At 43.0% G+C, this 13,780-nt stretch carries 16 protein-coding genes and 2 pseudogenes (1 of these 18 cut by a window edge); 4 read left to right on the forward strand and 14 right to left on the reverse strand.

Annotated features, from left to right (window positions below; translation table 11 throughout):
* Window positions 1-39: the beginning of a trypsin-like peptidase domain-containing protein gene (locus DXB77_RS10495; protein WP_243013737.1), read on the reverse strand. It extends 1,671 nt beyond the left edge of the window; 39 of the gene's 1,710 nt are visible here — the first part of the coding sequence; the start codon lies at window positions 37-39; its stop codon lies beyond the left edge, outside the window.
* Window positions 40-318: 279 nt separating this feature from the next.
* Here DXB77_RS10495 and DXB77_RS10500 point away from each other — a divergent pair, with 279 nt between their 5' ends.
* Genes DXB77_RS10500 through DXB77_RS10515 form a run of 4 tightly spaced genes read left to right on the forward strand, consistent with a single transcriptional unit; the run spans window position 319 to window position 3,427 of the window.
* Window positions 319-591 (forward strand): hypothetical protein, encoded by a 273-nt coding sequence (locus tag DXB77_RS10500; RefSeq protein ID WP_118484460.1) that lies wholly within the window; start codon window positions 319-321, stop codon window positions 589-591.
* Between the two features lies 1 nt (window position 592).
* On the forward strand, window positions 593-1,231 hold the full coding sequence (locus DXB77_RS10505) for an ATP-binding cassette domain-containing protein (protein WP_117807431.1): 639 nt from the start codon (window positions 593-595) through the stop codon (window positions 1,229-1,231).
* Between the two features lie 24 nt (window positions 1,232-1,255).
* The gene (locus DXB77_RS10510; RefSeq protein WP_118484462.1) at window positions 1,256-2,374 is read left to right on the forward strand and encodes an ABC transporter permease; all 1,119 of its coding nucleotides are present in this window, start codon (window positions 1,256-1,258) and stop codon (window positions 2,372-2,374) included.
* 21 nt (window positions 2,375-2,395) lie between these two features.
* Entirely contained in the window at window positions 2,396-3,427 is a 1,032-nt protein-coding gene (locus DXB77_RS10515) for an ABC transporter permease (RefSeq protein WP_182439478.1), read from the forward strand.
* A gap of 98 nt (window positions 3,428-3,525) precedes the next feature.
* Here DXB77_RS10515 and DXB77_RS10520 read toward each other — a convergent pair whose 3' ends face one another.
* From DXB77_RS10520 to DXB77_RS10575, 13 genes and pseudogenes are all read right to left on the reverse strand, one after another.
* A complete protein-coding gene (locus DXB77_RS10520) occupies window positions 3,526-4,146 on the reverse strand; it encodes a YigZ family protein (protein ID WP_118484466.1) in 621 nt (206 codons plus the stop codon).
* A gap of 12 nt (window positions 4,147-4,158) precedes the next feature.
* A complete protein-coding gene (nrdR, locus tag DXB77_RS10525; RefSeq protein ID WP_021943105.1) occupies window positions 4,159-4,626 on the reverse strand; it encodes a transcriptional regulator NrdR in 468 nt (155 codons plus the stop codon).
* Between the two features lie 56 nt (window positions 4,627-4,682).
* A complete protein-coding gene (locus tag DXB77_RS10530) occupies window positions 4,683-4,931 on the reverse strand; it encodes a YlmC/YmxH family sporulation protein (protein WP_117785395.1) in 249 nt (82 codons plus the stop codon).
* Between the two features lie 140 nt (window positions 4,932-5,071).
* Window positions 5,072-5,863, reverse strand: a complete 792-nt coding sequence (locus DXB77_RS10535) for an RnfABCDGE type electron transport complex subunit B (protein ID WP_173783569.1) — start codon at window positions 5,861-5,863, stop codon at window positions 5,072-5,074.
* Between the two features lie 12 nt (window positions 5,864-5,875).
* Window positions 5,876-6,451: an RnfABCDGE type electron transport complex subunit A gene (locus DXB77_RS10540; RefSeq protein ID WP_117785396.1), complete on the reverse strand. Its 576-nt coding sequence runs from the start codon at window positions 6,449-6,451 to the stop codon at window positions 5,876-5,878.
* Window positions 6,452-7,179: 728 nt separating this feature from the next.
* Window positions 7,180-7,836: pseudogene (locus tag DXB77_RS13335) on the reverse strand (electron transport complex subunit E); the annotation flags it as partial.
* Window positions 7,836-8,447 carry an RnfABCDGE type electron transport complex subunit G gene (locus DXB77_RS13340; protein WP_243100182.1) on the reverse strand — a complete coding sequence of 204 codons (612 nt, stop codon included), beginning with the start codon at window positions 8,445-8,447 and terminating at the stop codon, window positions 7,836-7,838. The pseudogene DXB77_RS13335 and the gene DXB77_RS13340, both read right to left, overlap by 1 nt.
* Before the next feature lie 42 nt (window positions 8,448-8,489).
* Window positions 8,490-9,425: pseudogene (locus tag DXB77_RS13345) on the reverse strand (RnfABCDGE type electron transport complex subunit D); the annotation flags it as partial.
* A gap of 11 nt (window positions 9,426-9,436) precedes the next feature.
* A complete protein-coding gene (rsxC, locus tag DXB77_RS10555; protein WP_117785399.1) occupies window positions 9,437-10,762 on the reverse strand; it encodes an electron transport complex subunit RsxC in 1,326 nt (441 codons plus the stop codon).
* Window positions 10,763-10,858: 96 nt separating this feature from the next.
* Window positions 10,859-11,425: a Gx transporter family protein gene (locus tag DXB77_RS10560; RefSeq protein ID WP_118663197.1), complete on the reverse strand. Its 567-nt coding sequence runs from the start codon at window positions 11,423-11,425 to the stop codon at window positions 10,859-10,861.
* 44 nt (window positions 11,426-11,469) lie between these two features.
* Window positions 11,470-11,835 carry a NusG domain II-containing protein gene (locus tag DXB77_RS10565; protein ID WP_118663198.1) on the reverse strand — a complete coding sequence of 122 codons (366 nt, stop codon included), beginning with the start codon at window positions 11,833-11,835 and terminating at the stop codon, window positions 11,470-11,472.
* Entirely contained in the window at window positions 11,832-12,932 is a 1,101-nt protein-coding gene (locus DXB77_RS10570; RefSeq protein WP_118663199.1) for an FAD:protein FMN transferase, read from the reverse strand. Before DXB77_RS10570 ends, DXB77_RS10565 begins: the two co-directional genes overlap by 4 nt.
* Before the next feature lie 161 nt (window positions 12,933-13,093).
* Window positions 13,094-13,732 carry a hypothetical protein gene (locus DXB77_RS10575; protein ID WP_118663200.1) on the reverse strand — a complete coding sequence of 213 codons (639 nt, stop codon included), beginning with the start codon at window positions 13,730-13,732 and terminating at the stop codon, window positions 13,094-13,096.
* Window positions 13,733-13,780: the final 48 nt, after the last annotated feature.

Below are 13,780 nucleotides of genomic sequence, written 5' to 3' on the forward strand. Positions count from 1 at the left end.
GAACTGACGATCCTGTTCTTCTCTAAAATTCTCATCCATAATCAATCATCCTTTCTTTCTATGTAACAGCAGCTTTCTTTTGTTTACTGCTCTCTTTCTTATTTACAGGTTATACTATAATCTGTAATTGTGTAAGAAGTGTGTTTTCCATGTAGAAGAAATGTGTTTTTCGTGTATAAAAATTTTGAACAACTTACATTTATTTATGCTTGACTTCATATGGAAATTGAAATACAGTTTTTTATGACAGATTACAGAATGATTTTTGTGGTATGCAATATTTTTACATATATTATATAGAAATTGAGGTTTTAACTTATGTTCCGAGTATGGGGTAAAATAATGAAGGATAACCGGCTGATAAAGGATACGGTTGTCTGTATAGATGATGCGTCTTTGACACGAACAAAAAAGGTATACAAAGCATTAGAGGAAATGTGCTATAAATTTGATCTTGCAAAACCGATCTGGCTGAAGAAAAATCAAAATGATTTTATTCTCCACGCAAGAACACGTTTCAATCATGATAATTTCGTGGAAGCGATTGAATTCGACTATCTGGATTTTCAGGTTATTGAAGAGGATTATTAATATGTTTACTGTAAATGATATTGGAAAAAATTATAAAAAGAAAATGGTACTAAATCATATCTCCCTGCAAGTTGCACCCGGTGAATGTATCGGGCTTCTGGGAATCAACGGTTCCGGAAAATCAACGCTGCTTGGTATTCTGTCCGGCGGACTCCGACAGGATCATGGCACTTATTCTTTTGACGAACCGGATAATACGGTCAGTTTTCTTCCACAGGAAAATCCACTGATTCCGGAGCTGTCCGGTCTGGATAATCTGAAGCTCTGGTACTCCGGCAGATCTGCCGAGCTAAACAGCACCTACAGCCTCTCTATCTTAAAAAAACTCGGTGTAGATGCTTTTCTTCATCAGAAGGTAAGTACAATGTCCGGTGGTATGAAGAAACGTCTGAGCCTTGCTATCTGTATGCTGGAGCGACCGGATCTTTTATTACTGGATGAACCACTTGCTGCGTTAGATCTTCTCTGTAAAAAAGGAATTCTGGACTATCTGAAGGAATATACCGGTAATGGAGGCAGCATTATCGTTGCAACACATGAAGAAGATGCGCTCTCCATCTGTAATCGCATCTATATATTAAAGGATGGTTTACTACAGGAAGCAAATGGTGCAGATTACGCAGCCATGCTTCGTGCCTGATTCAGATTGGATGTGAATGTTCTTATGTTTTTTCGATTATTTCTAACAGACCTTAAAAGAATAAAGCAGCGGTTTCTTCCGCTTGTCCTGATCACTCTCATTCTGGCGGTCGGACTCTCTGTCGTCGTTCTGCTGTCGAACCGGTTATTATATAATGAGCAGACCATCGAACCGGTCAATGTCGGGCTGGTTGCCGATGCATCTTCTCCTTATGCCAAGATGGCATATTCTATGGTAAGTGAAATGGACAGCTACCGGGCTACCTGCCATTTCATCGAGATAGCTTCCGAAGATCACGGCAGACAGATGCTTGCAAACGACCAGATCAAGGCGCTGATCATCATTCCTGATAATATCATCAACAGCATTATATACGGAGAAGACAATCCGATCACGGTCATTTATAAACAGGATGGTACTTTAGAGACATACACCCTAAATGAGGTGTTCAAATCCACCTCATCAATGCTTGCTACTGCACAGGCTGCAACTACGATCATTTATCAGGGAGCATATCAAATGGGGCTCCCGGATACTGCACTGGATCAAATTGCAACGGATGCCGATAATCTCTACATGGATTATGTTTTATCCAGAACAGAGCTTTATATCAGAGAAGACTTACAGCTTACCGGAGCTTATACCCCTTATCAGTATTATATAGTATCCGGGCTGCTGCTTCTGCTGTTCTTCAGCGGAATCGTCTTTTTATCTTTTATAAAAGGAAATTCTGATACATTACGTCTTCGTCTGAAGCTTCACGGAATCACCGGAGCGCATATTATAATCAGTCAGTATCTGACACTTACGATCACATTATTTATGATCTATACGATACTGTTCTTTAGCTGTATGACCGGAGGCACGATCGGTCATTTTGCCCCTTTGCAGTTTCATATATCGGGATTCTTTGCCGGAATACTCGCGATCCTGTTTATCGGATTCGTTATCCTGCTGATCGGGTATCTGCCAACCGGATATTCCGGGGCATGCCTGCTGTTATTTTTGACAGCTTTCTTACTGGCTTATATCGGAGGCGGTATTGTTCCGGTCAGACTTCTGCCTGACTTCATCCAGAATTTTGCTGAACATACCCCGTATTATCAACTGTTAAACCACTTATGTAATGGCTTTTACCATTAATCGATGAAAGGACAACTGCTTATGCTGTTACGTCAATACAGAATCCTGTTAAAACGGACTTCAAAAAAATTCATCAATCTTCTTCTGCTGCTGATCATTCCGTTCACGGCATTCTATATAAAAAATCTGCCGGTGGAAGAAAAAAGCACGGTATTCATCTGTGGATATTATATGGAAGAATCAAACAGTTACCTGGCACAGGTGGAGCAGGAGCTCTCCGGACATCAGGACTGCTTTACTTTCGAGAAATGCAGTTCTATGGAGGAATTAAAGGATCAGGTTGCATCCGGGCGGTATGACTGTGGATTTGCGTTTGACAATGGATTTTCTGACGCATTTATACATGATATCAAGAACTGCCACATTCGCTTATACACTTCCCCATCTTCGATGTTCCAGACAATCTTTTCCGAAACATTATTCGACCGGCTGTTGGATGCTTTCTCGCCGGCTATTGCTGCCAACTATCTGGCATCGAATTCTGCCACAAAAGACTTTTATCGGAGTTCTTTCCAGTCATATCTGGAAAATCAATACAGAAATTATATGAACAGTGATTCTGTCTTCCGGTTATCTGTCAATAATACAGGAGCCTACCATGGAACAACCGACAGCGTAGATTTGTTCCCGGTTCATGCATTTACCGGTTTTCTTCTGTTCTTATCTTCTCTGGTCGGTTTGCTGGTCTATTTGAAGGATCAGGATGACCACATCTATGACAGAGTATCCAAACGGAAAAGACTGCGTTTCTGTCTGACCGGTATTCTTGCTAATATAACACCGGTATGGCTGATCAGTGTGGTTACGCTCTACTTATATGAGCAGCCGGAAGCCATCTTGCCATTTCTGTTAAAGATGTCCGGATATGTACTGCTGTGTCTGCTGTTCACTTTTATCTGTCTGCTCATCTTCCGACATTATAAGCGGTTTGTATCGGCTCTGCCGGTTCTTGTGATCTGCACTTTGATCTTCTCGCCGATCTTCCTGCATCTGGAGGATTATGCGCCGATCCTGCGATATCTGTCCTACCTCTTTCCGCCGACCTTTTTTTAGGGAAAACAAAAATAAGCTTGCCTGTGACGCTATATGACGCTACAGACAAGCTTATCTTTTATTATTATAAAATAATTTGCGTAAAGAGTGAGTCCCATCTATACGAATTTCTCGCCATTTTCGTCGATTACAGCGCGGGCTGCTGTTGCTTCTGTAATCTTCTTTTCGATCATAGATACATCGGAGACAGGGACTGCTGTATGGAAGGTTACATCTGCGCCATATTCTGTATTCTCTATGCTGATCTCATTTGTTGATAAGAGATACTGTACTTTGCCGGAATCATTATAGGAGCAGGTGATATCCATAAGCTTCATGCGCTGCATCTGGTGAATGCCGGCATCTGCAAGGGCAAGCTTAGCGGCTTCTGTGTATGCCCGGACAAGCCCTCCTGTTCCAAGCAGAGTACCACCGAAATATCTTGTAACCACAATACAAATATCTGTTACCTGATTTCCCGATATCACTTCTAATATCGGTTTTCCAGCTGTTCCCTGCGGTTCTCCGTCATCTGAAAAACGATAAAGGGTATTCTCTTTTCCGATTGCAAATGCATGACAATTGTGTCGTGCATCATAATGTTTTTTCTTGACACTTTCTACAAACGCATATGCTTCTTCTTCTGAAGAAACCGGCTGTGCATAACCGATAAATCTGGATTTCTTCTCAACGATCTCATCGATGCCCGGTGTCAGTATTGTGTTATATGAATCTACCATGATTGTTCCCGTCTATTTCTTGTCAGAATTTGCAGATAATAACTTACTCAGCTCATTCATAAATGTATTCACATCTTTGAACTCTCTGTATACAGAAGCAAATCTTACATAAGCTACCTGATCCAGATCCTTGATCTTATCCATAACGATCTCACCGATTGTTGTACTCTCTACTTCTTTTGCCTCCAGATTAAAGATTTCATTCTCGATATCATCGATACACTTGGATATCTGTTCCGCAGATACCGGTCTTTTATGACAAGATCTTATGATACCGGATTCGATCTTCTTTCTGTCATAAGTCTCTCTGTTCTTATCCTTTTTGATTACGATAAGCGGGATCGTCTCAACCTTTTCATACGTCGTAAAACGTCTGCCACAGGCATCGCACTGTCTTCTTCTTCGAATCGAACAACCGTCATCCGCCGGTCTGGAATCTATAACTCTTGTATCATCAACATAACAAAATGGACATCTCATGTTTTTGCCTCCGTAAATCAGGGAAAATTATTTTATCCCCTCTATTTTCTCTGCTACTAACTTTTACATATTCGGGGTGGAATGTCAACTAAAATAATATCCGGCCCGATCTTTACTACATTACAGAAATCAATGCGATACTCCTCGCAAGATCCAAAGCACCAGAAAATTTTTCCCTGCTCTGGAACAATTATCGCCTCAATTCTTCCGGAGCAGGGATCAAATTCAATATCTGCAACAAAGCCAAGCCGCTGGCAGTCCTTGCAGTTTATTACTTCTTTTTCTTTTAATTCACAAAATCTCATCTATATTCCCTTTTCAACAAAATCCACCTTCCGTATCATAATATGAAGCAGAGAATATATTTAGACATATAAATTATCGGTTTCACCGATCTGCCTATGAATCAGTCACAGCAGTCAGATTCTGAATCCGATCACATTGATCAGCTTATGATCTTGACCGGACACTTTCTGGCACATGCGCCACAATGGGTACATTTATCATAATCAATGTGTGCAAGGTTCTGATCTACCGATACCGCATCAAATTCACAGGATCTGACGCAGAGTGAACAGCCGATACACCCTGCTGAACATACTGCCTTTACTTCTTTTCCTTTTTCCTTTGAATTACATCTGACACGATGAGGGGCATCGTATGGAACCAGCTCGATCAGATGTCTTGGACAGACATCTACACACTTTCCGCACGCTTTACATTTTTCCTCATTTACAACTGCAATGCCATCTATAATATCAATCGCACCGAATTCACAGACTGCCTTGCAGGAACCATATCCTGTACAGCCATATGTACAGCCCTTTGGCCCGTTATTTGGGCTGTTTTGTGCAAGAACACAGGTCTTTGGTCCAACATAGTCATAGACATCCTTTGCCTTCTCACAGTCACCTGCGCATTTGACAAAGGCTACATACTTAGTGCTTGCTGTATTCTCTACGCCGAGTGCTGCACTGATTGCCTCTGCAACGGCTGCACCTCCAACAGGACATGCAGATGGCGGCATCTCACCCTTTGCAATGGCTGCTGCAAGACCATCACAGCCGGGATATCCACATCCACCACAGTTATTTCCGGGAAGAAGCTCCCGCACCATAACAGCCTTTTCATCTACCGGAACTTTAAACTTTTCACCAGCTACACCGAGCAGAATACCAATAATGACACCAACGCCTGCTACAACAGCAACAGCGATCAGAATTGTTGTAATATCCATAACGATCCCTCCTTATATCAATCCGGCAAAGCCAAAGAACGCTATTGCCATCAGACCTGATGTGATCAGAACGATCGGAGTACCCTTAAATGCTTCCGGAATATCACTATATTCCAACTTCTCACGGATACCTGCAAGGATCGTAATTGAGATCGCAAAACCTACTGCTGAACCAAAACCATTTACTATACTCTCAAGGATCGTATATTCATTCTGTACATTTGAAAGTGCGATACCAAGAACTGCACAGTTTGTTGTGATCAGGGGAAGGTATACTCCAAGTGACTCGTATAAAGACTTCATATTCTTCTTTAAGAACATCTCTACAAACTGTACCAGTGCCGCTATTACCAGGATGAACACGATCGTATTCAGATAATCTAATCCCAGCGGGGAAAGAATTCCATAATAAACAATACTCGTTACCGCTGAAGCGATCGTCATTACAAATATAACTGCCCCGCCCATACCGGTTGCTGTGTTTACACTCTTTGATACGCCAAGGAAAGGACACAGTCCGAGGAACTGGCTTAATATTACATTATTTACGAGGGCTGCTCCAACTGCCAATAATAAAATATGCATTATTTTCTACCTCCCCTTTTCTTATTCTTTTTATCTATCGGTTTCTCATCAAATTCCTGATATTTGTTTACCTGATCTGCACTTGCAACATCTGGTCTTACAAGCTTTGATGTGTCAACCATATCGGATTCTTCCGATACTGCTTCCGCTTTCTCTGGCTCTGAAACCGGATTGTCTGTCTCTGAGAGAACAACTGCATGTGGTACTCTATTCAGATTCGCCGGAATATGGATTCTCGGTCTGTCAGACATCTCTTTTGCCACCTGAACCGGAGTCTGCTGTACGGTTGACGCTGGCTTTTCCTGTACCGGCTGCTGCTCTGGTTGTACTACCTGTGCTACCTGTATTTGTGGCTCCTGTGAAACCGGAGTAGTCGTAGTCTCTGATGAAGCTGCTATCTGTGGCTGCAGTGTACTCTGAGCAACAGCCTGCTGTACGACTGGTGCTGGTTGCTCTGGAACCGGCTGCTGCACTGATTGTACTGACTGCACTTGTTGTCCGTTTTCCTGCTCTACCGGTTTCTTTGCTATCTTGTCTGGGATCACAACTTTTTTCGGTTGTGGTGCCGGTGCTGCCGGAGTCTGTGCAGCGGATGCCTTGCCGGCATTTGTCTGAACATTAACCTGAGTATCCTGCATAGCAGCCTTTCTTCCTGCACACATGATGTTTGCGCATCCCATACAGGATTCCGGCTTACAGCTTGCAGGGATCTCTTCTCCAATTGCAAGTGCCTTTGCTGCCTTCTTCGCATTTCTCTTATTGATCGTTGCAATAATAAAAGCAAGTACAAAGAATGCTCCCGGTGCAAGTACAAAGATTGTGATCGGCGTATATGCTGCAAGCACATCTCCGATTGTTTTTCCTGCTCCTGATGTCTTCTGAAGAAGGTTACCATCTCCAATGATCTGGAATCCGAATACACAGCCTTTTCCGATCAGTTCACGGAACATACCGATCAAGGTAAGACCGATCGTAAAGCCAAGTCCCATTCCAAGTCCGTCAAAGATTGACGGAAGAACTTTATTCTTCGAAGCGTAACTCTCTGCACGTCCAAGAATAATACAGTTTACTACGATCAGTGGAATATAGATTCCAAGGCTGTCATTTAAGGACGGCAGGTATGCCTGCATTAAAAACTGAATAACCGTTACAAAGGAAGCAATGATAACAATATAAGATGGTATTCTGACCTTATCCGGTATCACTTTACGAAGCAGTGAGATAAACGCATTGCTCAACACCAGAATACAGGTTGTAGAAAGTCCCATACCTGCTCCGTTGATCGCTGATGATGTAACCGCAAGTGTCGGACACATACCAAGCATCTGTACGAAGGTTGGATTTTCTTTCACGATACCATTGTATAAACGTTCTGTACATTTACCCATTAGTTTGCTCCTCCTTTCAGATAATCTGCATAGGAAAGTCCCGCATTTACTGCATTCGTGACTGCATTTGTCGTGATCGTCGCACCACTTAATGCATCAATCTCCTCATCCGATGCCGCACCGGATTTTGTATATTTAAACTGTGCTACATTCTTGCCTGCAAACTGTGATTTGAACTCATCTGTATCTGCCTGCATACCAAGACCTGCTGTCTCACTTAATGACAGGAAGGAGATACCATTTGTAGTTCCATCCTCTGCTACACCAAGAGCAAGCTGAAGATCTCCGCCATATGCCTCATGGGATGTAATAACAAATACATAACCAAGTGCATTTCCATCTTTGTCACAAGCAGTTACTGCCTCATCTATATCTGCCTTATAGCCTTTATCCGAAAGCCATGCAGATGCAGTCTCACTGTCGAAGCCATCTACCGTCCGGAAGGCATCCGCATCTGTAAATACTTCCCGGTATGCGTCCTCCTTTGCCTGCTGTTCCGCCTGCTCGATCGGCTTCTTTGTGATCTGCTGTACATATGCAAGCACACCGCCGGCAACAAGTGTAATGACAAGGATCGCTACCGTTGCGATGACAATTGATTTCTTATCCATCTTCTTGCCGTCTGCTGCCGAGCCGCCTTCTTCCTTCTGAAGCTCAGCGCCCTTACCAAATGACTTCGGCTGTGTAAACCGTTCGATCAATGGAACGAGAAGGTTCGAAATAATGATCGCATAGGATACACCTTCTGCTGATCCGCCATAGATTCGGAACAGGAAGGTCAGAAGTCCGAGGATAATACCAAATACAACCTTGCCCTTCTTCGTAATAGGTGATGTTACATAGTCGGTCGCCATAAAGAAAGCACCTAACATCAGACCACCACCACAAAGGTGCGCTGCCAGATATAATGGCTCAAAGCCCATGCCGGATGCAAGGGAGTACAGGAATATAAATACGGAGAATGTTCCGATATAAACCAGCGGGATGATCGGGCTGATCACCTTACGAATAATCAGATATAAACCACCGATCAACAGACAGATCGCAGATGTCTCACCGATCGTACCTGCAATTCTTCCGATAAACATATCTAATACATCTACTGTTCCGCCACTCTTTAAAATCGCAAGCGGGGTCGCTGTTGTAACTCCATCATATGTAAATGTAGTCATCTTTCCCGCAAATGATATTAACAGGAAGCATCTGGCTCCAAGTGCCGGATTCATAAAGTTCTGACCCAGACCGCCAAATAACTGTTTTACTATAATAATGGCAAATGCGCTTCCGAGTATCGCCATCCATACAGGAACCTCCGGCGAAAGATTCAATGCCAGAAGCAGGCCTGTTACGACTGCACTGAAATCTTTTACTGTACTGTTTCTGTGCAGGAGCATTTCCACGCCCCATTCAAAAAAAATACAAGATGCTATACAGGTTAAGATCAGCACAAATGCTTTTGTTCCAAAATTATATACACCAAACACACTCGCCGGCAGTAATGCAATGATCACGTCCAGCATCAGGGATGATGTCGTTTTCTGATCTCTGACGTGCGGAGATGCAGAAATCCTCAATGTTGTTTCTTCCATGTCTCCACCTCCTACTTCTTCTTACTTGCCAGAATACTCTTTCTGGTTCCGGCTATTGTCTGTGTCAAATGTCTCTTGGCTGGACATACATAAGAACAACAGCCACACTCACAACATTCCATGCCATCATGCTTTAAGAATGCATCTATATTGCCATGTTCTGCATATTTTGCAAGATCTGACGGAATAATTCTTCCCGGACAGACATCCACGCATCTTCCGCAACGGATACATGCAGATGGCTCCCAGTCCTGAACCTCATCATGTGTCATACAAAGAAGTGCTGACAGACCTTTTACTGCCGGAACATCGAGCGAGAACATCGCTTTACCCATCATAGGTCCACCTGCAATGATCTTCTCCGGCAGCTTGCCATCCTTAAAACCGCCTGCCGCTTCTATGATCTCCCGACAGCTTGTACCATTACGAACCAGCAGATTACATGGATTAACGATAGCATCACCTGTAACCGTTACGATTCTGGTGTACAGTGGCTTACCCTCGATCACCGCTTCATAGATGGAAACAATCGTATCTGCATTATGTACGATACAGCCCGCATCTGCAGGAAGCATCTTGGAATTCACATATCTTCCTGTCGTTGCATAAATCAACTGACGTTCCGCACCCTGTGGATATTTTGTCTTTAAAACTTTTACCTCGATCTTATCGTTATCAGCCAGATGCTCTGAGATCTTTGCAATTGCTTCCGGCTTATTGTCTTCAATCGCGATAATTCCCTTTGCCTTATCAAACAGATTTACACAGATCTGAAGTCCAAGGATCAGCTTATCTGTCTCCTCTAACATTCTTCTGTAATCAGAAGTCAGATACGGTTCACACTCCGCACCGTTTACAATGATATATTCGATATCATCTTCATTTCTCGGTGACAGCTTTACATGAGACGGAAAACCTGCACCGCCCATTCCAACGATACCTGCCTCCTTGATCATATCCTTGATATCTTCTCTGTAAAGTGTGGAGAGATCTCGCACATTCTCTGAGAAATCAACCGTCTCAAATAAACCGTCATTTTCTATTACGATTGAATTTACTTTATTACCGCCACTTGTCATCCTCGGTTCGATCATTTTTACCGTTCCTGAGATTGAAGAATGGATATTTGCCGAAACAAATCCTCCCGCCTCTGCAATCTTCTGTCCTACCAGTACACGGTCGCCACGCTTTACGATCGGAACAGCCGGTGCACCTATATGCTGACTGAGCGGATAAACACACTCTCCCTTTGGAAGATATTCTCTGACAGGCTTGTCTTTTGTTAGATCTTTGCCTTCATATGGATGAATACCACCCGAAAAAGTTAATAAACCCATCTGCATACCTCTTTCTCTCGTTATTCTTATCAATTCATTCTCTGTTATCGAGAAAAACTAATCATATAATAATACTTCACAGGGTCAAAAACAACCCTAAAACTTGCCAATCTGGCCGCCAACCGCCCGCATGACAAATGCTGCCGCAAGACCGATCAGAACTCCCGTGATCGTTCCAGAGACCAGTAAAACCGGAGCATATATCAGGATATTTTGGTTCTTTATCACCAGATATGCAACGATAAGTTGACCAACATTATGTCCGACACCTCCAAGAATACTCGTTCCCGTTGTTGAAAAAAAACCAATCTTAACAGAGATCCACATAAACAGCATGCTGACTGCTGCTCCGGCAAGACTGTATATCATAACGGTAAAATTGCCAAATAATAAAGACGACAGGAAGATACGGAGCACGGATACCAAAACCGCATCCGCAAGTCCAAGCTTGCACAGCACTACAATAGTTACAATATTGGCAAGTCCGAGCTTGATTCCCGGTACCGCGATATCGATCCGGATAAAGGATTCGATATATGAAAACACCATTGCAACCGCAATAAACATTCCAAGCTGTGCTATTGTTCCTGCGCTGTTGTGCGTCTTTTTCTGTTCCTTTCTATTTGTGGATTTTTTTTGGGAAGTTTTTTGTTTCTGGCCCATCTTTTCTTTCTATTATACCTTTCCTGCTATACTATGAACGAATCTTACCGATTATCATATTCTGATTCTTGTCCAACATCACCTTCCACCTGAATCACCAGCTTATGCGGCAGGCAGACGATATTCTCTCCGGTCTTCGATATCTTCCCCATACGGATACATACCTGATCCGGACAGTCTGCTTCTGTTACATATGCCATTCCATTCTTTATTTCCAGAATATTTATTCCTTTTGCGGTCTGAATCTCTTTCGTGGCATCTGTATTCAGATCATATCTTCCAATCTCTTTCTGGTCTTCATATATAATAACCTGACTGCCTTTTTTCTGACCCAGCCGGATAACTCCATAGCAGACGATTCCTAAAAGAATCAGTCCAAGTGCCAGAATGATGTCTCTTTTTTTTATCATTTTACTTTATAGTCTCCATTTGCTATCGTGAACTGTTTTCCTGCCTGCTCGGTCATATATATATTCTTATCCTTATCGATCAGGATCACATCTGCGTCAAAGCTTTTTACAAGCTTAAGTGCCTGATCCGCCGGAAGCAGAATACACATCGTTGATAAGGCATCACTTAATGCACCACTTTCACAGATCACTGTCGCTGATATCGTCCCAGTGTCTGCCGGGTATCCGGTCTTTGGATTTAAGATATGATGATATCTTTTTCCATCCTGAATAAAATACTTCTCATAATCTCCGGATGTTGATATATAGACTGGATGCCTGTCTGACCGGACTTCTACGGTTCCCATCATATCATTTTCATTTCCTCTCGGGTCACGAATACCGATCCGGAAACCGGAACCATCCGGCTTTGCGCCGTAGCATAAAACACTGCCGCCGACCGCCACGCAAGCGCCTTCCGCCTGATTTTCTTCAAGGCTTTCTGCCACCCGGTCACAGGCAATGCCTTTTCCCATCGCACCGAAATCAAGGCTTAAGCCTGTTTCATCAAACAACACATACCATGTTCCATCCTCTGAAAGCTCACTTACCTGTGTCAGCTCTTTTCCCTGTTCATCTACGATATGCACTTTCGAATCGTTAACTACCGAACAGGCTTCTTCTATCTTCTGAGTCTCCGGTACTTCTTTCTTCCCATCTTCGATACCCCAGCAGGACGCTAACGGACGGATCGTGAGTGCCAGCAGATCATCCCCCGCTTCGCTTACCTCCTTTTCCTGTAAGACCGCATATGCCAGGTCATAGCTTATCTCATAAGGCTCTCCTGCCTTATATTCATGATTCACACGGTATACCTCTGAGCCTTCTATCCGCCATGAGATCTGTTCACGCTCCAGTCTGCTTACGCAGTCGATCACTGCATCCGCATCCTGTCTGCCCTGATCCGAATAGACCGATACCGTAACTGCGGTTCCCATGGCAAATCCGGCCGTCGTATACCCTTCCTTTTTCTGATTATCCTTTCCGGTATAAAAGATAAACGCAATTACCAGACCGATACACAATATACCTGATAATAATGCAAGTTTATTCTTCAAAGCATTTATTCCTCCATATAAACAGCCAACACGGGCTTAAACGCACTTTGCAAACTTATTCACAGGAACATCACCCGCGTAAATAAAAAGAGCTGTTGCCAACCACGGTTCCAGCTCTCTTTTTGTCTCTGTCTGCAAAGCTCCTCGCTCCGCAGCTTTTTCTATCCTCTGTAATATTTCAGGATCGCATCTACATCAAAATATCTGTTTCCAAAATCTTTATAAATGGCATTCTTCGTCATCGCATAGACAAATACATCACCCTGACCCTTGATTCCGTCTAAAGCAGATGGCTCGATCGCAACTGCAAACTCATCAAAGTGAAGTGCAAGTGTAAAGCCCTCTGTATAATATGTATTATACAGATTCATCACTGTGAGCTCTGTCTCCGGTGTGATCGTCATATCTGAGATCGTAAGGCTGTTACCTCTTGGAATATTCATATATATCTCAGCTTTCATTTCTTTACCGAAGGAAAGCTTTACGGATACAGGATCTTCTGTCGCACGAATGCTTTTCAGAACCTCTGCTGCTTCGGCCGGTATTGCTCCCGGTGTCTTCGTGCAGTCTACAACTTCACGTCCTGCCATATATTTCTTATCCAGAATGTTGACACATTTTACAATCTTGTTGTCATTTCCCGGATTCGGTAATATGCTTGCAACCTTGTAATAGTCTTCGTTCTCTAAGATCTCCTTGAACAATAAGCTCTTAATATCATAAAACTTTGCCAGCATTACAGGCTTGTAATCCATGTACTTGATCGCTGACCGTATTTCATTTATATCTCTGATTTCCATTTGTATATTGTCTCCACTTCATTCAAATTTGTTCCGCTCAAATCATAC

The organism is Clostridium sp. OM05-9 (assembly GCF_003481465.1).
GTDB classification, from domain to species: Bacteria; Bacillota; Clostridia; order Lachnospirales; family Lachnospiraceae; genus Coprococcus; species Coprococcus ammoniilyticus.